We start from the raw sequence: 21580 nt of genomic DNA, 5'->3' as shown, positions 1-21580 counted from the left end.
TACTCCTGCCTGTGAACGTCCGCTGTCCCGCGCTTTGTCGCACTGTCCCGCTGAGGGACACCCTCTCACCCTGTACCCCGCTGTGGCGCGTCCCCACCCCATGATCGTCGACCAGCAGTGCGAACCGGGTGACGGGGGCCGGTATCGTTGCTGACGACCGGCGCCCCTCTGGGGTTCCTGGTCGGCCCGTGGCGCCGCCGTGGGCCCGTCGGCGGACGTGGATGCCGGTCACAAGATGACACCCCACCTTCGCAGCCAGCAGTGCCCGGTTTGTGCCCGTGCGCAGGATCGAACCAGTCGCCGGGGGACGGCCGCGCCGTTATGGAGGACTGAGCCTTGGCGTACTCGCCAACCGCCCCCCACCTCGACTTCAACGCACCGGAAAACCCCGCCCGCCTGGTCGTCCTGATCTCCGGTTCGGGGACCAACCTGCAGGCCCTGATCGAGGCCTGCGCCGATCCCGCCTACGGCGCCCGCATCGTCGCGGTCGGCGCCGACCGCGACTCCATCGCCGGTCTCGACCGGGCCGAGCAGGCCGGGATCCCGACCTTCGTGCTCCGGGTCAAGGACTTCCCCGAGCGCACCGACTGGGACCACGCGCTCACCGAGGCCACCGCCGCGCACACCCCGGACCTGGTGGTCACCGCCGGCTTCATGAAGATCCTCGGCGGCGGCTTCATGCGCCGCTTCGAGGGACGCATCATCAACACCCACCCCGCGCTGCTGCCGGCCTTCCCCGGCGCGCACGGGGTGCGGGACGCGCTGGCGTACGGCGTGAAGGTGACCGGCTGCACCGTCCACCTGGTGGACGAGGGCGTGGACACCGGCCCGATCATCGCGCAGGGCGCCGTCGAGGTCACCGACGCGGACCACGAGGACGGCGGCGAGGCCCTGCACGAGCGGATCAAGGCGGTCGAGCGCGGTCTGCTGGTCGAGGCCGTCGGACGGCTGGCGCGCGAGGGCCACCGGGTCCAGGGCCGCCGGGTGCTCCCGCTGCCGTCCCAGAAGTAACTCCCACCGACGCAGTAACTCCCACCGACGCAGTAACTCCCACCGACGCAGTAACTCCCACCGACGTACCCCACACCAAAAGGATTCAGCAATGAGCTCCGGCAGCAACCAGCCCGCTCCCGTTTCAGAGAACGTGCGGCCGCTCCGCCGCGCCCTCGTCAGCGTCTACGACAAGACCGGTCTCGAGGAGCTGGCGCAGGGCCTGCACGCGGCCGGTGTCGAGCTGGTCTCCACCGGTTCCACCGCCGCGCGGATCGCCGCGGCCGGGGTGCCGGTCACCCCGGTCGAGGAGCTGACCGGCTTCCCCGAGTGCCTGGACGGCCGGGTCAAGACGCTGCACCCGCGGGTGCACGCCGGGATCCTGGCCGACCTGCGGCTGGAGTCGCACCGGGAGCAGCTGACCGAGCTGGGCGTCGCCCCGTTCGACCTGGTGGTCGTCAACCTCTACCCGTTCAAGGCCACCGTCGCCTCCGGCGCGAGCGCCGACGAGTGCGTGGAGCAGATCGACATCGGCGGGCCGAGCATGGTCCGCGCCGCCGCCAAGAACCACCCCTCGGTCGCCGTGGTCACCTCCCCGGCCCGCTACGCGGACGTGCTCTCCGCCGTCGCCGCCGGCGGCTTCGACCTGGCCACCCGCAAGCGCCTGGCCGGTGAGGCCTTCGCCCACACCGCCGCCTACGACGTGGCCGTGGCCTCCTGGTTCGCCAGTGCGTACGCGCCTGCCGACGACGAGAGCTTCCCGGCCTTCCTCGGCGCCACCTGGGAGCGCGAGAACGTGCTGCGCTACGGCGAGAACCCGCACCAGGCCGCCGCGCTCTACACGGACGGCAGCGGCACCGGTCTCGCCGCCGCCGAGCAGCTGCACGGCAAGGAGATGTCCTACAACAACTACGCGGACACCGACGCCGCGATCCGCGCCGCCTACGACCAGGACGAGCCCTGTGTCGCGATCATCAAGCACGCCAACCCCTGCGGCATCGCGGTCGGCGCGGACGTCGCGGAGGCGCACCGCAAGGCGCACGCCTGCGACCCGGTCTCGGCCTACGGCGGGGTCATCGCGGTGAACCGCGAGGTCAGCGTGGAGCTGGCCGAGCAGATCGCCCCGATCTTCACCGAGGTGGTCTTCGCCCCCTCCTACGCGGACGGCGCGGTCGAGGTGCTGGCCCGCAAGAAGAACATCCGGGTGCTGCGCGGCACTCCCGCCGCCGCCGCGATCGAGACCCGCGCGGTCACCGGCGGGGTGCTGCTGCAGCAGGCCGACCGGATCGACGCGGCCGGTGACGACCCGTCGACCTGGACCCTGGCCACCGGCGAGGCGCTGGACCCGGCGGCGCTGGCCGAACTGTCCTTCGCCTGGCGCGCCTGTCGGGCCGTCAAGTCCAACGCCATCCTGCTGGCCTCGGGCGGCGCCTCGGTCGGGGTCGGCATGGGCCAGGTCAACCGGGTGGACTCGGCCAAGCTCGCGGTCGAGCGGGCGGGGGAGCGCGCGGTCGGCTCGTACGCGGCCTCGGACGCGTTCTTCCCGTTCCCGGACGGTCTGGAGATCCTGCTCGCGGCCGGTGTCAGGGCGGTCGTCCAGCCCGGCGGCTCGATCCGCGACGACCTGGTGATCGAGGCGGCCAAGGCCGCCGGGGTCACCATGTACCTCACCGGGACCAGGCACTTCTTCCACTGAGCCGGTAGCACCGTCGGCACGCGCAGAGGCCCGCTGTCCCGTCGATCGGGGGCAGCGGGCCTCTCCGCGTACTGCCGTTGCTGCTACTGGGCCTTGACGACCACGGTGCTCATGACCTTGTCTGCGAAGGTCTGCGCCTTGGCGTCCCAGAGCGGCCACAGGAAGCCGACGTAGCAGGCGATGGCGTCCAGGAAGTGGGCGAGCTTGCGGACGAAGGCCGTCCCGAAGCCGATCACCTGGCCGTCGGCCTCGCGGACCAGGCGGATCTTCATGATCTTCTTGCCGGGGCTCTGCCCGGTGGTGCCCTCCTTGTAGCAGAGCCACAGGGCGCCGGCCAGGCCCAGTGCCGCGCCCAGCAGGTAGAAGATGACGGCGATCCCGGCGCCCGCGCCACTGGTCGTGGTCGAGGTGTAGCCGTAGGAGTCGGTCGAGGTGTGCTCGCTGCTGGCGAGGGCGATCGCGGCGATGATGTAGAGGATGAACGGGACCACCCCGACGATCAGGCCGTCGAGCAGGTACGCGGCGAAGCGCGCCCCCCAACTCGCGTACGCGCCCTGGCCGTAGCCGCCGCCGGTGTTGCCGTACGCCTCGGGCTGGTAGCCGTAACCGGCCTGCTGCTGGGCGTAGGGGTCCTGCTGCGGCTGCTGCGGGTAGCCGTAGCCGGGCGGCTGGGCGTACGGGTCCTGCGGCGCGCCCTGCGGCGGCACTCCCTGCTGCGGGTAGCCGTACTGCGGCTGGGCCGGGGGCTGCTGCGGGTAGCCGTAGCCGGGCTGCTGCGGCGGCTGCTGGGGCTGCTGGGGCTGCTGTGCATAGGGATTGTTGGGATCGGGCGGGTAACTCATGCGGTCCTCCGGACAGGAGAGTGGATGGATAAAAGGTGAGCGCGCGGTGAGATTATCGGAGTTGTCTGACAGTCAGTGGGAAAGCAGTCCAAGCCGGTGCAGCTGCCAGAACCAGGACAGAACCGCCGCGGAAACGAGCACGCCCACCCGCAGCCGCTGGGACCGTCCCTGCCACCAGCCCCGCAGTCCCAGCGGCGCCAGCAGCAGGCCCAGGCCGAACAGCACGGTGAACGGGTTCGCCAGCAGCGCCGCCAGCGGGTGGCCCGAGCCCAGCTCGACGAACACCGTGGTGCTGCCGCAGACCGGGCAGGGAATGCCGGTCAGCAGCCGCAGCGGGCAGACGACCCCCGGATCGTGCGCCGAGTGCAGGGCGGCGACGGCCACCGCGGCCGCACCCGCGCCGCCACCCCGGAGCAGCACGTCGCGGAGGCGCCGCGAGAGCGGTGCGCGTGCTGCGGCAGGGGCGGGCGGGACAGATGCGGGCGGGACAGGGCGGAACGCTGTCACCTGGTCGCTGCTCATGGCGGGGCGGCGGTCAGTACGTGCTGAAGCTGGGGCTGCTGAGGATGGCGGCGAGCAGGATGACGGCGACCAGGACCCCCACCGACCCGGTCACGATCCCGGCGATGGCCTGGCCGCGGCCGGTGCCGGTGGTCTTGGACCGGTTCAGCCCGCCGATGCCGAGCCCGAGCGCGACCAGACCGAGGAAGCCGCCGAAGAAGCAGATGCCGACGATCGAGACGATGCCGACCACCATCGACGCGACGGCGATGCCGTTGTTCTCGCCGGTCTGCCCGTAGCCGCCGCCGTAGCCCGGCTGCTGGTACCCGCTGTAGCCGGGCTGCTGCGGGTAGCCGTACCCCGGCTGCTGCGGCGGGGGCTGCTGCGCGTAGGGGTCCTGCCCGTACGGCGCGCCCGGCGGGGGCGGAGGCTGCTGCGGGTAGCCGTACCCCGGCTGCGGTGGCGGCGGCGGCGCCTGCTCACCGTAGGGATTCTGGCTGTACGGGTCCTGCGGCTGGTACGGGTTGCTCACGGTCTCCCCCGAAATTTGATGCCGTTACTCTCGCACGACCATCGTTGCCATCTCCGCGCGCGCTGTCCATCGCGTTCACGCCTCGGATCGGAGTTGTAGTGGTACTGCAATCGGAGGCGAACAATCCGGGTATTCCCCCGGCCATCGCCGCCAACCCTGCCCCCAGCAGCAGGGCGCTGTGCGCGGACGCTCCCCGATCCGCGAGAATGGCTCCATGACCGCCCAGATTCTCGATGGCAAGGCCACCGCCGCCGCGATCAAGTCCGAGCTCGCCGTCCGCGTCGAAGCGCTGAGGGCCCGGGGCGTACAGCCCGGCCTCGGCACCGTGCTGGTCGGCGACGACCCCGGCAGCCACTCCTACGTCCGCGCCAAGCACCGCGACTGCGCCCAGGTCGGCATCGCCAGCATCCAGCGCGAGCTGCCCGCGACCGCCACCCAGCAGGACGTCGAGGACGTCGTCCGCGAGCTCAACGCGGACCCGACCTGCCACGGCTACATCGTGCAGCTGCCGCTCCCCAAGGGCCTGGACGAGAACCGCGTCCTGGAGCTGATGGACCCGGCCAAGGACGCCGACGGGCTGCACCCGGTCAGCCTGGGCCGCCTGGTGCTGGGCATCGAGGGGCCGCTGCCGTGCACCCCCAACGGCATCGTCGAGCTGCTGCGCCGGCACAAGGTGGAGACCAACGGCGCCAACGTCGTGGTCATCGGCCGCGGCATCACCGTCGGCCGCTCGATCGGGCTGCTGCTCACCCGCCGCAGCGAGAACGCCACCGTCACCCTCACCCACACCGGCACCCGCGACCTCTCGGCGCACCTGCGCCAGGCCGACATCATCGTCGCCGCGGCCGGAGTGCCGCACCTGGTCAAGCCCTCGGACGTGCGTCCGGGCGCGGTGGTGCTGGACGTCGGCGTGAGCCGTGACGCCAACGGCCTGGTCGGGGACGTGGACCCGGCGGTCGCCGAGGTGGCCGGCTGGCTGTCGCCCAACCCCGGCGGGGTCGGGCCGATGACCAGGGCGATGCTGCTCAGCAATGTGGTCGAGGCGGCCGAGCGTGCCGCGAGCTGACTCCGAGCCGACCGCGGAGCCGACGGCGGACTCGTCCCCCGCGACGGGGGACGAGTCCGTCCCGGAGCAGCCGGAACGGGCGCGGGCGCGAGCCAAGTCCCGCCGCCGTCCGGAGAAGACCGTCGGCACCTTTCCGCCGGAGGGCTCCGCGGCGGCGGCGGACCGCAGCCAGCCGGTCCCGGTCCGGCAGTGGCCGATAGTGGTGGTGCTCACCCTGGTCGGCGTCGGCCTGGCGGTGACCGCGCTGGACGACTTCCGTCCCGGCGTGATCACCATCGGGGTGGCGCTGCTGCTCGGCTGCGTGCTGCGCGGGGTGCTGCCCGAGGTCGGGATGCTCGCGGTGCGGAGCCGGTTCACCGACATCGTGGTGATGGGCGTGCTCGGCGCCGCCATCATCGTGCTGGCGCTGGCGGCGGAACCGGATCCGGTGATCACCATCCCCTATGTCACCGATATCGCCCGGTTCTTCGGAAGGGACCAGAGCTAGGGCTCCAGAGCCAGTGCTGGGGAAAACGTGACGAAGGACGCTCTCGCGTCTCCGCCCGTCGTCACACGCATCCGTCTCGCTGGGATAACCTGACAGCGGTCTCTTGAAGTCAAGAGATCGATCAGGGTCCGGCACCGCGGGCGTGCCCTGCACGTGCTCTGCTGCCTGCCGCCGAAGCCCTACCACCCAGGAATTCAGCATCCCAGGTATCAGCAGGAGATCTCTCATGACCCGCACTCCCGTCAACGTCACCGTCACCGGTGCCGCCGGCCAGATCGGCTACGCGCTGCTCTTCCGCATCGCCTCCGGCCACCTCCTCGGTCCCGACGTTCCGGTGAAGCTGCGGCTGCTGGAGATCCCGCAGGGCGTCAAGGCCGCCGAGGGCACCGCGATGGAGCTCGACGACTGCGCCTTCCCGCTGCTCGCCGGCATCGACATCTTCGACGACCCGAACAAGGGCTTCGAGGGCGCGAACATCGGCCTGCTCGTCGGCGCCCGCCCGCGCGGTCCCGGCATGGAGCGCGGCGACCTGCTCGCCGCCAACGGCGGCATCTTCGGCCCGCAGGGCAAGGCCATCAACGCCAACGCCGCGGACGACATCAAGGTCCTGGTCGTCGGCAACCCCGCCAACACCAACGCCCTGATCGCCCAGCGCAACGCGCCGGACGTACCGGCCGACCGCTTCACCGCGATGACCCGGCTCGACCACAACCGGGCCGTGGCCCAGCTCGCCAAGAAGCTCGGCGTGACGGTCTCCGAGATCAAGAAGCTCACCATCTGGGGCAACCACTCGGCCACCCAGTACCCGGACGTCTTCCACGCCGAGGTCAACGGCGAGAACGCGGCCAAGGCCGTCTCGGACGACGCCTGGCTGGCGGACTTCTTCATCCCGACCGTGGCCAAGCGCGGCGCGGCCATCATCGACGCCCGCGGCGCCTCCTCGGCCGCCTCGGCCGCGAACGCCGCCCTGGACCACGTCTTCACCTGGACCAACGGCACGGCGACCGGCGACTGGACCAGCGCGGGTGTCGTCTCGGACGGCTCCTACGGCGTCCCGGAGGGCCTCATCTCCTCCTTCCCGGTCACCGCGAAGGACGGCAAGTTCGAGATCGTCCAGGGCCTGGACATCAACGACTTCTCCCGCGCCCGCATCGACGCCTCGGTCAACGAGCTGGTCGAGGAGCGCGACGCGGTCCAGGGTCTCGGCCTGATCTAGTCCCCGCCACGGACCACCGCACCGCGCCCCCGCCCGCCCGTACGCAACCTGTACCGGCGGGCGGAGGCGTTTACGGCTTGCGTGCCTTGCGCTGCCGCCGGCGCTCGCTCTTGCTGCGCGGGTCGGCGCTGGGCAGCGCGGTGAGTTCGCCGATGGCCGCCTCGACATGGCCGGCGGCGTCCCGTCCCCGGCACCACCAGGAGGCTCGGCCGCCGGCGTCCGGGTCCGGGCGGGGGTGCATGCCGAGAAGGTGCACGGGGCAGACCGGCCAGGCCCGCCACGCGTACTCCATCACCGATTCCTGCCCGGCATCGGCGATCGTCAGCAGGGTCTGGTCGGGCGTGGCGGCGGGAGCGTCCGCCTCGACCTCGTGGTAGTCGGACGAGGGGAAGAGGGCGTTTCCCTGCGAACCCCAGGAGGGCAGGCCGACGTAGATCCCGTTCTCGGCGAAGTCCAGCAGGGCCAGCGGTTCCAGACCCGGTTCGGAGACCGCGAGGTCGCGGTTGACCAGGACCAGGGCATCGCGCCAGGCGGGGTGGTCGTCGGGGTCGGCGGTGGGGTGCATGCCCCAACGCTATTCCGTCTCGTTCAGCGGGACGAAGGGATTTTCTGCCGGGTCGCGCCCTAAGCTGGCAGCTGTCGCGACTGGCGCACGTGGAAGGAACCACGAGGGAGCGACGGAGCAGAGCCACCGGAGTGCCGTACGCCTGGGCATCCGGGTCACCCGTCACTGGACCAGACCCGGAGGAACGCCATGAGCGCGCTTCAGCAGACAGACCCACAGATCGCCGCGCTGGTCGCCGCCGAGGAGCAGTTGCAGGCGGACACGCTGCGGCTGATCCCCAGTGAGAACTACGTCTCCGCCGCCGTCCTCGAAGCCAGCGGGACGGTGCTGCAGAACAAGTACTCCGAGGGCTACCCGGGGAAGCGCTACTACGAGGGCCAGCAGAACATCGACCAGGTCGAGACGCTGGCGATCGACCGGGCCAAGGCGCTGTTCGGCGTCGAGCACGCCAATGTCCAGCCGTACTCCGGCTCGCCCGCGAACCTCGCGGTCTACCTGGCCTTCCTCAAGCCCGGTGACACCGTGCTGGGGATGGCGCTGCCGATGGGCGGCCATCTGACCCACGGCTGGGGCGTCTCGGCCACCGGCTCCTGGTTCCGCGGGGTGCAGTACGGCGTCCGGCGGGACACCGGGCGGACCGACCTGGACGAGGTGCGCGCGCTGGCGCTGAAGGAGCGCCCCAAGGTGATCTTCTGCGGTGGCACGGCCGTCCCCAGGACCATCGACTTCCCGGCCTTCGCCGAGATCGCCCGCGAGGTCGGGGCGGTGCTGGTGGCCGACATCGCGCACATCGCCGGGCTGGTCGCGGGCGGGGCGCACCCCTCGCCGGCCGGGTACGCGGATGTGATCTCCACGACCACCCACAAGACCCTGCGCGGCCCGCGCGGCGCGATGCTGATGTCCACCGAGGAGCATGCCCGGGCGATCGACCGGGCGGTCTTCCCCGGTCTGCAGGGCGGCCCGCACAACCAGACCACCGCCGCCATCGCGGTCGCGCTGAAGGAGGCCGCGGGCCCGGACTTCCGGACGTACGCGGCGCAGGTGGTCGGCAACGCCCGCGCGCTGGGCGAGCAGCTCGCCGCCCGGGGCTTCGAGCTGGTGTCCGGCGGGACCGACAACCACCTGCTGCTGATCGACCTGACCAGCAAGGACATCGCCGGCAAGGTGGCCGCCAAGGCGCTGGACCGGGCCGGCATCGTGGTGAACTACAACAGCGTCCCCTATGACACCAGGAAGCCGTTCGACCCCTCGGGGATCCGGATCGGCACCCCCTCGCTGACCTCGCGCGGCATCCCCGAGGCGGAGATGGCCGCGGTCGCCGAGTGGATCGACCGCACGGTGCTGGCCGCCCGCGACGGCGACGAGGAGACCGTCGGCAAGGTGCGCGCCGAGGTGAAGGAACTCATGGACGCGTACCCGGCGCCCGGCCTTCCGGTGAACTGACTCCGTAGAAGTTCCTAGACTGTCCCCGTGAGCGAGACCCTCCAGGACGCGGGACTGGTCCTGATCTTCATCATCATCGGTGGAATCTTCAACGTTGCCGAGATCTCGCTGATCTCCCTGCGCGAAGGGCAGATCCAGGCCCTGGCCGAGCGCGGTACCAAGCGCGCGGTCAGGGCGGCCCACTTGGCCGGCGACCCCAACCGCTTCCTCGCGGCCGTGCAGGTCGGGGTGACCTGCATGGGCTTCCTGTCGGCGGCGTTCGGCGCGGACACCCTCGCGGCCAAGGCCGCGCCGCTGTTCACCGACCTGGGGATGAGCGACGGGCTGGCCGACGCCGTGGCGCTGGTGCTGCTCACCCTGCTGATCTCCTATGTGTCGCTGGTGCTCGGCGAGCTGACGCCCAAGCGGATCGGGCTGCAGCGGGCCGAGTCGATCGCGCTGCTGGCCGCGCCGCTGGTGGACTTCATCTCGGTGGTGCTGCGGCCGGTGATCTGGCTGCTGTCCCGGTCCACCAACCTGATGGTGCGGCTGCTCGGCGGCGACCCCAAGGCCGGGCGCAACGCGATGAGCTCGGAGGAGCTGCGCGGCCTGGTCGCGTCCAACACCGAGCTGGGCAGCGACGAGCGGCGGCTGATCGCCGAGGTCTTCGCGGCGGGGGAGCGGCAGCTGCGCGAGGTGATGGTGCCGCGGACCGAGGTCACCTTCCTGGACGCCTCGCGCCGGCTCGAGGAGGTGCGCGAGGAGGTCAGCCAGTACCCGCACTCGCGCTACCCGGTGGTGGACGGCTCCTACGACGCGGTGGTCGGTTTCGTCCATGTCCGCGACCTCTACCGCGCCCCGCAGCCCGGTGGCGGCCCGGTCGCGCAGACCGTGCGGGACCTGGCCCGGCCGGTGAAGCTGCTGCCCGCGACCAAGCGGGTGCTGCCGTCGATGTCGGAGATGCGGCACGAGGGCCACCACCTGGCCATCGTGGTGGACGAGTACGGCGGCACCGCCGGCATCGTCTCGCTGGAGGACCTGGTCGAGGAGGTCATCGGCGAGATCAGGGACGAGTACGACTCGCAGGAGGTCAGCACCACCCGGCGGCTGGCCGGCGGCAGCATCGAGGTGGACGGGCTGCTCAACCTGACCGACTTCGCCGAGGAGACCGGGGTCGAGCTGCCCGAGGGCCCGTACGAGACGGTGGCCGGCTTTGTGGTCTCCGAGCTGGGCCGGCTGCCGGAGCCCGGCGACCAGGTGGCGGTGGAGCCGCTGGCGGAGGGGGTGCCCGGCTACCGGATCGCGGTGGCGGCGCTGGACGGCCGCCGGGTGGACCGGGTCCGGGTCTCGGTGGCGGAGCCGGAGCAGCCGCCGGTCTGAGCGCGGGCGGCGGTCCGAGCGCGGCGCCGTCCTGAGCGCGGCGGCGGCCGACCGTGCGCAAAGTGCTTGCCGGTTCCTGAGAGAATGGCGGCATGGTCACTGATCGCCCTCGCGTGCTCTCCGGTATCCAGCCGACGTCCGGGTCCTTCCACCTGGGGAACTACCTGGGCGCGGTGCGCCAGTGGGTGTCGTTGCAGGAGACCCACGACGCCTTCTACATGGTCGTCGACCTGCACGCGATCACCGTGGAGCAGGATCCGGCGCTGCTGCGGGAGAACACCCGGGTGTCGGTGGCGCAGCTGCTCGGCGCGGGCCTGGACCCGGAGCGCTGCACCCTCTTCGTGCAGTCGCACGTCCCCGAGCACGCGCAGCTGGCCTGGGTGATGAACTGCATCACCGGTTTCGGCGAGGCCTCGCGGATGACCCAGTTCAAGGACAAGTCCGCCAGGTACGGCTCCGGCAACACCTCGGTCGGCCTGTTCACCTACCCGATCCTGCAGGTCGCCGACATCCTGCTGTACCAGGCGGACCAGGTCCCGGTGGGCGAGGACCAGCGGCAGCACGTCGAACTGACCCGCGACCTGGCCGAGCGCTTCAACCACCGCTACGGGCAGACCTTCACCGTGCCCAACCCGTACATCCCCAAGGAGACCGGCAAGATCTACGATCTGCAGGATCCGACCGCCAAGATGAGCAAGTCGGCCTCTTCGCCCAAGGGCCTGGTCAGCCTGCTGGACGAGATCAAGGTCAGCGCCAAGAAGTTCAGGAGCGCGGTCACCGACACCGGCACGGTCGTCTCCTACGACGAGAAGGAGAAGCCCGGCGTGTCCAACCTGCTGGGCATCTACTCGGCGATCAGCGGTCGGCCGGTGCCGGAGCTGGTGGAGCACTTCGACGGCAAGATGTACGGGGCGCTGAAGACCGAGCTGGCCGAGGTGTACAGCGCGTGGGTCGCCCCGTTCCAGGAGCGGACCAGGCTGTACCTGGACGACCCGGCGGAACTGGACGCGGTGCTGGCCCGCGGCGCGGAGAAGGCGCGCGCCGTGGCGGCGGAGACCCTCGCGTCGGCGTACGACCGGATCGGCTTCCTCCCGGCGAAGCACTGAGGCCGCGATGACCGGCCCGATCGTGATCGGCGTCTCGATCGCCGTGCCCGAGCCGTACGCGCGCGAGGTGCAGGACGCCCGCGCGGGCTACGGCGACCCGCTGGCACGGTCGATACCGACCCATGTGACGCTGCTGCCGCCGACCGAGGTCCCGGCGGACTCGCTGCCCGAGGTCGAGCGGCACCTCGCCGCCGCGGCCGCCGCGCAGCGGCCGTTCCGGCTGCTGCTGCTCGGCACCGGGACCTTCCGGCCGGTGTCCCCCGTGGTCTACCTGCGGGTGGAGGCCGGGGCGCTGGAGTGCCGCACGGTCGAGGCCGCGGTCCGCTCCGGACTGCTGGCCCGGGAGCTGAGCTTTCCCTACCATCCCCACGTCACCGTCGCCCACGCCGTCGCCGAGGAGGCGCTGGACCGGGCGTACACCGGGCTGAAAGGCTACCGGGCGGACTTCGAGGTGGCCGGGTTCAGCCTGTACCGCTTCGGCGCGGACGAGGTGTGGCGGCCGCTGCGCGCCTTCCCGTTCGGTGATCTTCACCAGGGCCCGGCCGGGGCGTCGCGCTAGAGTGACGGCGTCCCGCCGGTCGACCCTGTGGAAATCCCCATGCCCCGCTTCAGCGTGATCGTCCCTGCCTACCGCGTCCAGGCCTACCTGGGTGAATGCCTTGCCTCGGTGCTGGACCAGTCGTACGCGGACTTCGAGCTGATCGGGATCGACGACTGCTCCCCGGACGGCTGCGGCGAGATCTTCGACGAGTACGCGAGCCGGGATCTCCGGGTCACCGTGCTGCACCTGCCGCAGAACGTCGGCCTGGGCCGGGCCCGCAACGCCGGGCTGGCCCTCGCCAGCGGCGACTACGTGCTCTTCCTGGACAGCGACGACGCCCTCACCCCCGGCTCGCTGCAGGCGATCTCCGACCGGATCGACGCCACCGGCCGGCCCGACCTGGTGGTCTTCGACTACGCCCGGTCCTTCTGGGACGGCCGGCTGATCCGCAGCGTGGACCAGAAGGTGTTCGCCCCGGGCCCGGACCGCCCGGACGTGTTCGAGGTGTCGCAGCGCAAGGAGCTGCTGGGGCTGCTCACCGTGGTCTGGAACAAGGCCTACAAGCGCGGCTTCCTGGACCAGTACGGCTTCCGCTTCCCGACCGGGTACTACGAGGACATCCCGTACACCTATCCGGCGCTGCTCGCGGCCACCAGCATCACCCTGCTGGACCGGGTGGTGGTGCACTACCGGCAGCGGCGCGGGGGCGGCAGCATCCTCTCCACGGTCAGCCGCAAGCACTTCGACATCTTCGAGCAGTACGACCGGGTGTTCGCCTTCCTGGACGAGCACCCCGAGCTCGAGCACTGGCACCATGCGATGTACCTGCGGATGGTCAACCACCTGGGGACCATCGGCAACCACCCGGGCCGGGTGCCGCACGCGGCGCACCGGGAGTTCTTCGAGCTGGCGGCGCAGGCCGAGCAGCGGCACCGCCCGGCCGGGGCGCAGCCGGTGCCGGCCCGGAGCAAGGGCAGCTGGCGGGTCGGCACCCTCGGCGAGGCGGCCCGCAAGGCCAAGCAGGCGGCCCGGAGCGCCCGCCCCGGGCTGCGCGGCGCGGTGGTCCGGCCGGTGCTCGGCGGCTACCAGCGGATCCAGCGGGCGCTGCCGATCGAGGAGGACCTGGCGGTCTTCGCCTCGTACTGGAGCCGCGGCCCGGCCTGCAACCCGCTGGCGATCCACGCCAAACTGCGCGAGCTGGTGCCCGGCATGCGAACGGTGTGGGTGGTGAAGGCCGACCGCCGGGCCGACGCGCCCGAGGGGCTGACCTTCGTCGGACCCGGCTCCCGCGCCTACCGGGAGGCGGTCTCCCGGGCCAAGTACTTCGTCAACAACGTCAACTTCCCCGACAACGTGCCGAAGCGCCCCGGCACCGTGCACCTGCAGACGCACCACGGCACCCCGGTCAAGAAGATGGGCCTGGACCTGCAGGACTATCCGGCGGCCTCGGCCGACATGGACTTCGACAAGCTGCTGCGCCGGGTCGACCGCTGGGACTACAGCCTCACCGCCAACCGCTTCACCTCGCTGATCTGGGAGCGGGTCTACCCGTCCGGCTACGAGACGCTGGAGTACGGCTATCCGCGCAATGACGTCTACTACCGGTCCAGCGCCGAGGACGTGCTCAAGGCGCGGGCCGAGCTGGGCATCCCCGAGGGCGCGGTGGCGCTGCTCTACGCGCCGACCATGCGCGACTACCGGGCCTCCTACCGGCCGCAGCTGGACCTGGAGCGGCTGGCCCGCACCCTCGGCCCCGGCTATGTGCTGCTGAACCGGGCGCACTACTACTACGACCGGGCCGCGCTGCCGGCCCCGGGTGCCGGGGCGCAGGTGGTGGACGTGTCCGGGCACCCCTCGGTGGAGCGGCTGGCGCTCGCCGCCGACGCGCTGATCACCGACTACTCCTCGGTGATGTTCGACTACGCCAACCTGGACCGGCCGATCATCGTGCTGGCGGACGACTGGGAGGTCTACCGGCAGTCCCGCGGCGTCTACCTGGACCTGCTGTCCGGCCGTCCGGGGCAGACCCCGGGCGTGGTGGCCCGGAGCGAGCACGAGCTGGCGGAGCTGCTCCAGGACGGCTCCTGGCGCTCGCCCGAGGCGGCCCGGCTGCGGGCGGCGTTCCGGGAGCGGTTCTGCCAGTTCGACGACGGCAACGCGGCGGAGCGGGTGGTCCGCCGGGTCTTCCTGGGCGAGACCGAGCCGCTGCCGGTGGTCCCCCTGGCGCAGCGCACCCCGGCCCCGACCCCGGAGCAGGCCCGCCGCCGGCGCTAACCGGCCGCCCCCGGGGCCGCGCCGGCCGCCCCCGGGGCCGCCGCCCCGGAGCCCGCTCGGCCGGGCCGCAGCCGGCGCAGCCCGCGCGGGGCGGGGGCGGGCTGCGCCGCCTGCGGCCGGGGCAGCGGGACGGCGGCGACCGCCGGCGGGGCCTCGACCCGCAGGCTGAGGTTGCCGTAGGGCGCGGTCCAGTAGCACGGGGACGGCAGGGTCAGCCCGGGGTCGCGGCTGCTGCCGAGCCGTACCTCCCGGCGCACCCCCTGGCAGCACACCTCGGCGAACAGGTCCCAGGTGCCCGGACGGGCCATCCCGTCCGCCGCCCAGCGGGCCCGGAAACCGCCGTTCAGGTGCTCGGTGGACAAGGGGACCACCGCCCCGCCGCCGCGCTCCCTGGCGAAGACCTCGACGGCCGACGGCGGCCCGGCCAGCCGGGGCAGGCCGACGGTTCCGGCGAGGGTCAGTCCGTCCCGGTCCAGGGCGACCTCGCCGAGCCGGTGGTCCACCGCCAGCTCAGCGGTGATGTCATAACAGGAGTCCGGAATTCCGAACGCCGGATCACGGAACCCGGGGAGATTCGCATAGGCGTGCCCTTCGGACACCAGAACGGGCGCGGCACTGCCGCTGTCATCGGCGCGGAAGCCGAGCCCGTCGGCTTTCTCGGTGGCGATCAGGGCGCACAGCGCACTCCTTTTCCCCTCCTGTACGCAGTGAATGCGCCAGCGGACCCAGGAGGGCAGCGACCGGGAAAGCTCGGCCCGGTACCAGTCGTCCAGGTAGGCCCGCAGGCCGGCCATCTCGGTACGCTGCGCGGACGGCGGGAGCGCGGTGAATCCGGGCCCCAGCAGGTCGGTGAACTCGATCCGCAGCACCCGTCTGAGCAGTGCGTCCAGGATTTTCCCAGGACCGTCGACCCGCAGCACGGTCTCCGCCGAGGCGCGCATGTAGGGCAGCCGCAGCGAGGAGGTCACCGCGGGTCCGAGCGAGATGTTTCCGCCGCCGTCCCTGGCCTCCAGGTAGTAGCAGGGGTAGTCGGCGAGCACCGAGACCCGCCGGGCCCGCAGATAGGACTCCACCACGAAAGGATGATCGCTTCCGATGCGCAGCTCGGTGCGGAAGCGGATCCGGTGCTGATCGAGTAATTCGCGGCGGAAGAGTTTCGCCGGAGTGAGGGCGTAGAGGATACCCGATGATTTGATGTCGGCCTGCCCGCGATTGTGCCGGAACACGTCCCGGGGAACCCGGCGGCCGTTGATTCCCACTATTCTTCCCAATACCACGTCCGAGCCGAGCCGGTCCGCGTACGCGGTGAGCCGCGCCAGCGTCTCCGGGCCCAGCCGGTCGTCCGAGTCGAGGAAGAAGACGTACCTGCCGTTCGCCAGTTCCAGGCCGAGGTTGCGCGGCCGGGCCGGCCCCCCGCTCGGCGGCAGGTGGACGACCTGCAGCAACTCGGGCCAGTCATGTGCCAGTTCGTCGAGCACCTGGGCGCTGCCGTCGGTGGAGCCGTCGTTCAGGGCGATCACCTCGAACCGGTCCCTGGGCATGGTCTGGTCGAGCAGTGAGGTGAACCACGGGCCCAGGTAGTCACGGGTGTCGTGCACCGGAGTGATGACCGTGACATCGGGCGGGGGCATTCGCACTCCTGGGATGGGAACTCCCGATGCCCAACGAAGTCCCTGGCCGAAGGATGCGCTATCACCCTTCCAGATGTTGCATTCCTGTTACTGCATGCGGGTTGCCCGGGATCGGCTGAGCCGAACAGGGCGTGTACCTTTAGCCCGTCCGTAGAGTTGAGTCCGGTGCATAGCAGAACGGCGGTCGATCATGGTGGCGAACACCTCAACCACAACCCGAGGTGTCACGGCGATCGTGCTCGGCGGCGGGGTCGGCGAGCGGATGGGACTGAACGTCCCCAAGCAGTTCCTCAAGGTGGCCGGGCGCACGATCCTGGAGCACACGGTCGCCGCGCTGGCCTCCTCGCCCCAGGTCGACGAGATCATCGTGATGATGACCGCCTCGCACCTCACGGTGGCCGAGGAGCTCGCGGTGCCGGTCGGCCAGGGCAAGGTCGTCGCCGTCGTCGCCGGCGGCGCCACCAGGAACGAGACCACCGAGCGCGCGATCGCCGAGGTCGCCGACCGGCTGGCGCCGGGCGAGGACGACCGGATCCTGCTGTTCCACGACGCGGTCCGGCCGCTGCTGTCGCCGCGGGTGATCACCGACTGCGTGGCCGCGCTGCAGCGGCACCAGGCCGTGGACGTGGCGATCCCCTCGGCGGACACCGTGGTGGTCACCCGCACCCACGGCGACGAGGGCGAGTTCATCACCGAGATCCCGGACCGCTCGCGGCTGCGGCGCGGCCAGACCCCGCAGGGCTTCTGGCTGTCGACCATCCGCAAGGCGTACGAGCTGGCCTCGCTCGACCCCAACTTCCAGGCCACCGACGACTGCTCGGTGGTGCTCAAGTACCTGCCGGACGTGCCGATCCTGGTGGTGCAGGGTGACGACCACAATATGAAGGTCACCCACCCGCTCGACGTCTACCTGATCGACAAGCTGTTCCAGCTGGCCTCGCACGAGCCGCCGCCCTCGCACGACGACGCCTACTACCGGGCCGCCCTGGAGGGCCGCACGGTGGTGGTCTTCGGCGGCTCCTACGGAATCGGCGCCGGGGTCGCCGAGCTGGCCGAGGGCTACGGCGCGAACGTGCTGGCCCTGGGCCGCTCCACCACCGGCACCGACGTCAAGAGCCAGCAGGACATCGAGGACGCCCTGGCCGACGCCAAGAAGCGGTTCGGCCGGATCGACTTCGTGGTCAACTCCGCCGGGTCGCTGCAGATCGGTCAGCTCGCGGACCAGGACGACGCCCAGATCGCCGAGGCGCTCGAGGTCAACTACCTCGCGCCGATCAGGATCGCCAGGGCGGCCCACCCGCACCTCGCCGAGACCAGCGGCCACCTGCTCTTCTACACTTCAAGCAGCTACACCCGGGGCCGCTCCGGCTACAGCCTCTACTCCTCCGCCAAGGCCGCCGTGGTGAACCTGGCCCAGGCCCTGGCCGACGAGTGGGCCCCCGACGGCATCCGGGTCAACTGCATCAACCCCGAACGAACCAGGACACCGATGCGCCAGCGTGCTTTCGGGGACGAGAACCCCGGCACCCTGCTCAGCTCCGAAGCGGTCGCCCGCACCTCGCTGGACATGCTGCTCGCCCCGCTCACCGGCCAGGTCGTGGACATCCGGCTGACCCCGGCCGGCGCCCCGCAGACCGCGGGCTCCCAGGCCGCCGACGGCTCCCAGGCGGTGACCGCGTGAAGCGTGGAGTCGCCGGCAGCAGGGACCTCAGCCTGCTCCTGGGCCATCTGCTGATGGTCGTGGCGGTCGTGGCCGAGCAGCCCTGGGTGTTCCTGGCCGGGGCCGTGCTCGGGGTCGGCGCCGAACTCCAGGGCGAGCGGCAGCCCTCCTGGCTCAGGCGGATACTCCGTGACAACTTCGCCGGCATAGAGGTCAGGACCACGCTGCGGGAGATGCTGCTGGTGCTGCTGCTGGTCCGCAGCTGGCCCGACGACCACATGCCGCGGGCGGTCATCCTCATCGTCAGCGCCTTCATCCTGCGCCGGCTGCTCCGGATGCCCAGCACGGCCGCCATGGGCCGGCTGTGGCGGACCAGGAAGCTCGCGGTGGAGACCCGCAACGTCGACGCCACCGGCCTGCGCATCGCCAAGGGCGCGGCCAAGGAACTGGGCCCGCTGGCGGTCCAGGTCAACCAGGTCTCCGGCTTCCTCGGCATGGCCGGGCCGCTGCTCGCGGTCGGCACCGGGGTGCTCTGGCTCAGCCTGCTCGGCAGCGGCCTGATGCTGCTGGTGGCCGGCGCCTGGTGCTGCTACCTGGCGCCGATCCTGCTGCGCAACCGCCGGATCGCCAACCGCACCCAGGCCCTGGCCCACGTCCAGAAGTGGATCGACGGCTACCAGCCGCAGACCATGCTGCACTTCGCCGGCACCCGGACCTCCGGCTACCAGCTGAACATGTGGCTGGAGACGCTGGCCCAGCTGGACAGCCGGACCATGATCCTGCTGAGCGACCGTCACATCATGGAGGAGCTGGCGCCCACCAGCCTGCCCGTGGTCTGCATCCCGGTCGGCGCCGAGCTGATGAACCTGGACTGGTCCAGCGTCAAGGTGGTCTTCTACGCCGCCAACGTGGCGCCCAGCATCCAGACCATGCGGCTGCCCACCGCCCGGCACGTCTTCCTCGGCCACGGCGACAGCGACAAGCTCGCCTCGGTGAACCCCTTCAGCCGGGTCTACGACGAGATCTGGACCGCGGGCCGGGCCCGGCGTGGACCGCTACGACCAGGCCCAGGTCGGCGTGCGCGAGGAGGCGCTGGTCGAGGTCGGCCGGCCCCAGCTCGGCCGGATCAAGCACGGCCCCCGCGAGGGCGGCGTCCGTACCGTCCTCTACGCGCCCACCTGGGAGAGCTGGACCGAGGACCCGGGCAACACCTCGCTCGGGGTGGCCGGCGAGAAGATCATCGCCAAGCTGCTGGCCTCGCCGGAGCCGCTCCGGGTGCTCTACCGGCCGCACCCGTTCACCGGGCTGCGGGACCGCCGGATGGCCGACGTCGACGCCAGGATCCGGGTGATGATCGCGCAGGCCAACGCCGCCGCCGCGGCCGGCACCTCGGCCGCGCAGACCGCCGAGCAGAAGGCCGCCCAGGCCGAGCTGGCCGAGGTGCGGGCCGAGCTGGCCTCGATCCTCGGCGGCTGGGAAGGCGCCCACGGCGACGGCGCCGACCGCACCAGGGACTGCAGGCTCACCCGCGCGCAGGAGGAGCGGGTCACCTGGCTCCGCGGCCGCCGCGGCGAGCTGGTCTGGTTCGTCGGCCGTCCCGCGGAGCACCGCCTGGCCATCGGCGACGACTACGCGCTGTACGACTGCTTCAACGAGAGCGACGCCCTGGTCTCCGACATCTCCAGCGTGGTGTCCGACTTCATGGCCACCGGCAAGCCCTACGCCATCACCGACTCGGCCGGCCTCGGCGAGGAGGAGTTCCGGCTCCGCAACACGGCGGCGCGGGCGGCGGTCGTTCTTACCCCGGACTCAACCGGTCTCGATACGCTGCTTGCGGCAGTGCGCGACCCGGCCGCCGACCTGTTGGCCGAGCAGCGCGAAGAGCTCAGGACGTACCTGCTCGGCCCCGAGGAGCCCAGCTCGATGACCCGGTTCCAGATGGCCCTGGACGACCTGGTGGCCAGGGCCGCCCTGGGTCGCCAGCCGCGCAGGCAGAACGCGATCGAGTCCGCCACCGTGATGAGCTGACGGCGGTCCGCAGGACGCAGCACCACCTGACGACGAGGGAGCAGTACCGACAATGCCCAGCATGCCGCCCGCAGTCCATGCCGTCACGCGCAGATGGGGCGGCCTGACCGCGCCGCAGCGGTTGGCGCTCACGGTGCTGGTCCTCTGCCAGGCGCTCTTCCTGGTCCACTGGGCGGCCTTCTGGCCGGCGCTGTACAGCCCGGACTCCTTCACCTACGTCTGGCAGGTCACCACCGGGAACTGGGTGTCCGACCACTCGATCGCCTATGACTCGCTGGTCTGGCTGTCGCTGAAGGGCACCGGCAACCTCTGGCTGCTGACCCTGCTGCAGACCTTCGTCGCCTCGCTGCTGATGGCCGACACGGCGGTCTCGCTGCACCGGATCGGGGTGCGGGCCCGCTGGACCGTGATCGCGTCGGCGCTGGTGGTGCTGCTGCCGTCGACCGGCACCTTCTTCGTGTTCATCTGGAAGGACGTGCCCTACGTCCTCGGCGGCGTGCTGATGTTCTCCGGCTGCATCCTGCTGGCCGGGGTGGCCAAGGACGGGAACCTCCGCAGGGCCGCCGACCGGGCCGTCCTGGTCAGGCCCGGGCTGTGGCGGCTCACGGCCGGTTTCGCGGCGATCCTGGTGTTCCGCAACAACAGCTACCCGGCGGTCATCGTGGTGGTGGTCGGGATCCTGCTGCTGGTTCCCGGGGTCCGGCTCAAGGTGCTGGCCGCGGGCGCGGTCACCACGGCGGTCGCCCTGGTGCTGACCCTGTTCGTCTATCCCGCCGCCGGGGTCAAGCTGCCGCACGAGGACGCGGTGCTCGGCATCAACATCGCCGACATCGCCTTTGCCTACAAGGACTCGCCCAGCTCGTTCACCCCGGCCGACGTCGCGCTCATGGCCCAGGTGGCACCGCTGTCCCACTGGCGCGGGCGGGCCGCCAACTGCTGGGACGCCGACTGGGCGATGGCCGCTCCGATGAACCGCCCGGAGGCGGCCGCGAAGGGCCCGGAGCTGCTGTCGCTGTGGACCCGGATCCTGCTGCGCACCCCGCAGGACATCGCCAAGGCCCGGATCTGCCGGTCGCAGATCGCCTGGGGCGTCGTCCAGGGGCCGACCAGCGTGCAGGGCCAGACCAACATCAAGGTGCCCTGGGTCACCAAGGCGATGATGCACTGGACCTACGACAACGCCAACTGGTCCTACCACGGCAGCAACATCAAGCAGAGCCCGTACTGGAAGGTGCTGCAGAAGCAGCATCCGCTCTCCTACAAGCTCAACAGCTTCGAGCGGAAGTACTCCGTCAACAGCACGGTGGCCTCGATCCAGTGGATCGTCTGGCGCGGAGCCATCTGGTGCTACATCCTCTACGCCCTGGTGCTGCGGCTGGCCTGGGTCCGGCGGAACAAGGTCTGGCTGCTGCTGCTGCTCCCGACGCTGTCGCTCCAGCTCACCGTCATCGCGGCGAGCCCGGCGCAGGTCTGGCGGTACATGGCCGGGCCGCTGATGATCGGTGTGCTGTCGCTCCCGCTGGCCACCATCACCCGCTCCCGGGACCGGAAGCTGGCGGAGCGATTCCCGGCCGCCCCGGATGTCGAGCACCCGGAACCGCCGGAGCAGGAGATCATCGCTGCAGGGAAGGCCGGCTGACAGC

At 71.3% G+C, this 21580-nt stretch carries 18 protein-coding genes and 1 riboswitch; of the genes, 13 read left to right on the top strand and 5 right to left on the bottom strand.

What is annotated here, in order from left to right:
• Nucleotides 1-336: 336 nt before the first annotated feature.
• Both purN and purH read left to right on the top strand, forming a co-directional pair.
• Nucleotides 337-1011 carry a phosphoribosylglycinamide formyltransferase gene (purN, locus tag ACXKR8_RS19685; RefSeq protein WP_458274210.1) on the top strand — a complete coding sequence of 225 codons (675 nt, stop codon included), beginning with the start codon at nt 337-339 and terminating at the stop codon, nt 1009-1011.
• Nucleotides 1012-1102: 91 nt separating this feature from the next.
• Entirely contained in the window at nt 1103-2686 is a 1584-nt protein-coding gene (gene purH, locus ACXKR8_RS19680) for a bifunctional phosphoribosylaminoimidazolecarboxamide formyltransferase/IMP cyclohydrolase (RefSeq protein ID WP_458274209.1), read from the top strand.
• Between the two features lie 83 nt (nt 2687-2769).
• Here the strand turns inward: purH and ACXKR8_RS19675 are convergent, their stop codons facing one another.
• From ACXKR8_RS19675 to ACXKR8_RS19665, 3 genes are all read right to left on the bottom strand, one after another.
• Nucleotides 2770-3528 carry an RDD family protein gene (locus ACXKR8_RS19675; RefSeq protein ID WP_458274208.1) on the bottom strand — a complete coding sequence of 253 codons (759 nt, stop codon included), beginning with the start codon at nt 3526-3528 and terminating at the stop codon, nt 2770-2772.
• Between the two features lie 72 nt (nt 3529-3600).
• The gene (locus ACXKR8_RS19670) at nt 3601-3948 is read right to left on the bottom strand and encodes a DUF2752 domain-containing protein (RefSeq protein WP_458274207.1); all 348 of its coding nucleotides are present in this window, start codon (nt 3946-3948) and stop codon (nt 3601-3603) included.
• A 115-nt stretch (nt 3949-4063) separates the two neighbouring features.
• Entirely contained in the window at nt 4064-4561 is a 498-nt protein-coding gene (locus ACXKR8_RS19665) for a DUF4190 domain-containing protein (RefSeq protein ID WP_458274206.1), read from the bottom strand.
• 214 nt (nt 4562-4775) lie between these two features.
• Here ACXKR8_RS19665 and ACXKR8_RS19660 point away from each other — a divergent pair, with 214 nt between their 5' ends.
• The 3 genes from ACXKR8_RS19660 (at nt 4776) to ACXKR8_RS19650 (ending at nt 7330) form a co-directional block, all read left to right on the top strand.
• Entirely contained in the window at nt 4776-5627 is an 852-nt protein-coding gene (locus tag ACXKR8_RS19660; protein WP_458274205.1) for a bifunctional methylenetetrahydrofolate dehydrogenase/methenyltetrahydrofolate cyclohydrolase, read from the top strand.
• On the top strand, nt 5614-6114 hold the full coding sequence (locus ACXKR8_RS19655) for a DUF3017 domain-containing protein (protein WP_458274204.1): 501 nt from the start codon (nt 5614-5616) through the stop codon (nt 6112-6114). Before ACXKR8_RS19660 ends, ACXKR8_RS19655 begins: the two co-directional genes overlap by 14 nt.
• 226 nt (nt 6115-6340) lie before the next feature.
• Nucleotides 6341-7330: a malate dehydrogenase gene (locus tag ACXKR8_RS19650; RefSeq protein ID WP_458274203.1), complete on the top strand. Its 990-nt coding sequence runs from the start codon at nt 6341-6343 to the stop codon at nt 7328-7330.
• A 70-nt stretch (nt 7331-7400) separates the two neighbouring features.
• On the opposite strand, the gene ACXKR8_RS19645 is transcribed toward ACXKR8_RS19650, so the two are convergent.
• Nucleotides 7401-7895, bottom strand: coding sequence for a hypothetical protein (locus ACXKR8_RS19645; protein WP_458274202.1), 495 nt, complete (start codon nt 7893-7895; stop codon nt 7401-7403).
• A gap of 66 nt (nt 7896-7961) precedes the next feature.
• Nucleotides 7962-8050: riboswitch (ZMP/ZTP riboswitch) on the top strand.
• Nucleotides 8051-8084: 34 nt separating this feature from the next.
• On the opposite strand from ACXKR8_RS19645, the gene ACXKR8_RS19640 reads away from it, so the two are divergent.
• The 5 genes from ACXKR8_RS19640 (at nt 8085) to ACXKR8_RS19620 (ending at nt 14618) form a co-directional block, all read left to right on the top strand.
• The gene (locus tag ACXKR8_RS19640; RefSeq protein WP_458274201.1) at nt 8085-9338 is read left to right on the top strand and encodes a serine hydroxymethyltransferase; all 1254 of its coding nucleotides are present in this window, start codon (nt 8085-8087) and stop codon (nt 9336-9338) included.
• Between the two features lie 27 nt (nt 9339-9365).
• The gene (locus ACXKR8_RS19635; RefSeq protein WP_458274200.1) at nt 9366-10697 is read left to right on the top strand and encodes a hemolysin family protein; all 1332 of its coding nucleotides are present in this window, start codon (nt 9366-9368) and stop codon (nt 10695-10697) included.
• 92 nt (nt 10698-10789) lie between these two features.
• The gene (trpS, locus tag ACXKR8_RS19630) at nt 10790-11803 is read left to right on the top strand and encodes a tryptophan--tRNA ligase (RefSeq protein WP_458274199.1); all 1014 of its coding nucleotides are present in this window, start codon (nt 10790-10792) and stop codon (nt 11801-11803) included.
• Between the two features lie 7 nt (nt 11804-11810).
• A complete protein-coding gene (locus ACXKR8_RS19625) occupies nt 11811-12362 on the top strand; it encodes a 2'-5' RNA ligase family protein (protein WP_458274198.1) in 552 nt (183 codons plus the stop codon).
• Nucleotides 12363-12401: 39 nt separating this feature from the next.
• Nucleotides 12402-14618 (top strand): bifunctional glycosyltransferase/CDP-glycerol:glycerophosphate glycerophosphotransferase, encoded by a 2217-nt coding sequence (locus ACXKR8_RS19620; RefSeq protein WP_458274197.1) that lies wholly within the window; start codon nt 12402-12404, stop codon nt 14616-14618.
• Here ACXKR8_RS19620 and ACXKR8_RS19615 read toward each other — a convergent pair.
• On the bottom strand, nt 14615-16249 hold the full coding sequence (locus ACXKR8_RS19615) for a glycosyltransferase family 2 protein (protein ID WP_458274196.1): 1635 nt from the start codon (nt 16247-16249) through the stop codon (nt 14615-14617). The two genes, ACXKR8_RS19620 and ACXKR8_RS19615, sit on opposite strands and share 4 nt — an antisense overlap.
• Before the next feature lie 190 nt (nt 16250-16439).
• Between ACXKR8_RS19615 and ACXKR8_RS19610 the strand changes: the two genes are divergently transcribed.
• The 3 genes from ACXKR8_RS19610 (at nt 16440) to ACXKR8_RS19600 (ending at nt 21576) form a co-directional block, all read left to right on the top strand.
• Nucleotides 16440-17930 (top strand): SDR family NAD(P)-dependent oxidoreductase, encoded by a 1491-nt coding sequence (locus ACXKR8_RS19610; protein ID WP_458274195.1) that lies wholly within the window; start codon nt 16440-16442, stop codon nt 17928-17930.
• A gap of 1026 nt (nt 17931-18956) precedes the next feature.
• Nucleotides 18957-19937, top strand: coding sequence for a hypothetical protein (locus ACXKR8_RS19605; protein WP_462100601.1), 981 nt, complete (start codon nt 18957-18959; stop codon nt 19935-19937).
• 61 nt (nt 19938-19998) lie between these two features.
• A complete protein-coding gene (locus ACXKR8_RS19600) occupies nt 19999-21576 on the top strand; it encodes a hypothetical protein (protein ID WP_458274193.1) in 1578 nt (525 codons plus the stop codon).
• The last annotated feature ends 4 nt before the right edge of the window (nt 21577-21580 follow it).

The organism is Streptacidiphilus sp. PAMC 29251 (assembly GCF_054208735.2).
Note: the sequence above shows the minus strand (reverse complement) of the source record. Positions and strands in the feature narration are given on the sequence as shown.

Coding starts and splice junctions, on each gene's coding strand:
- ACXKR8_RS19650 (WP_458274203.1), top strand. CDS start 6,341: ATGACCCGCACTCCCGTCAACGTCACCGTCACCGGTGCCGCCGGCCAG.
- ACXKR8_RS19600 (WP_458274193.1), top strand. CDS start 19,999: ATGCCGCCCGCAGTCCATGCCGTCACGCGCAGATGGGGCGGCCTGACC.
- ACXKR8_RS19675 (WP_458274208.1), bottom strand. CDS start 3,528: ATGAGTTACCCGCCCGATCCCAACAATCCCTATGCACAGCAGCCCCAG.
- ACXKR8_RS19640 (WP_458274201.1), top strand. CDS start 8,085: ATGAGCGCGCTTCAGCAGACAGACCCACAGATCGCCGCGCTGGTCGCC.
- ACXKR8_RS19610 (WP_458274195.1), top strand. CDS start 16,440: ATGGTGGCGAACACCTCAACCACAACCCGAGGTGTCACGGCGATCGTG.
- ACXKR8_RS19620 (WP_458274197.1), top strand. CDS start 12,402: ATGCCCCGCTTCAGCGTGATCGTCCCTGCCTACCGCGTCCAGGCCTAC.
- trpS (WP_458274199.1), top strand. CDS start 10,790: ATGGTCACTGATCGCCCTCGCGTGCTCTCCGGTATCCAGCCGACGTCC.
- ACXKR8_RS19645 (WP_458274202.1), bottom strand. CDS start 7,895: ATGCACCCCACCGCCGACCCCGACGACCACCCCGCCTGGCGCGATGCC.
- purH (WP_458274209.1), top strand. CDS start 1,103: ATGAGCTCCGGCAGCAACCAGCCCGCTCCCGTTTCAGAGAACGTGCGG.
- ACXKR8_RS19615 (WP_458274196.1), bottom strand. CDS start 16,249: ATGCCCCCGCCCGATGTCACGGTCATCACTCCGGTGCACGACACCCGT.
- ACXKR8_RS19625 (WP_458274198.1), top strand. CDS start 11,811: ATGACCGGCCCGATCGTGATCGGCGTCTCGATCGCCGTGCCCGAGCCG.
- ACXKR8_RS19660 (WP_458274205.1), top strand. CDS start 4,776: ATGACCGCCCAGATTCTCGATGGCAAGGCCACCGCCGCCGCGATCAAG.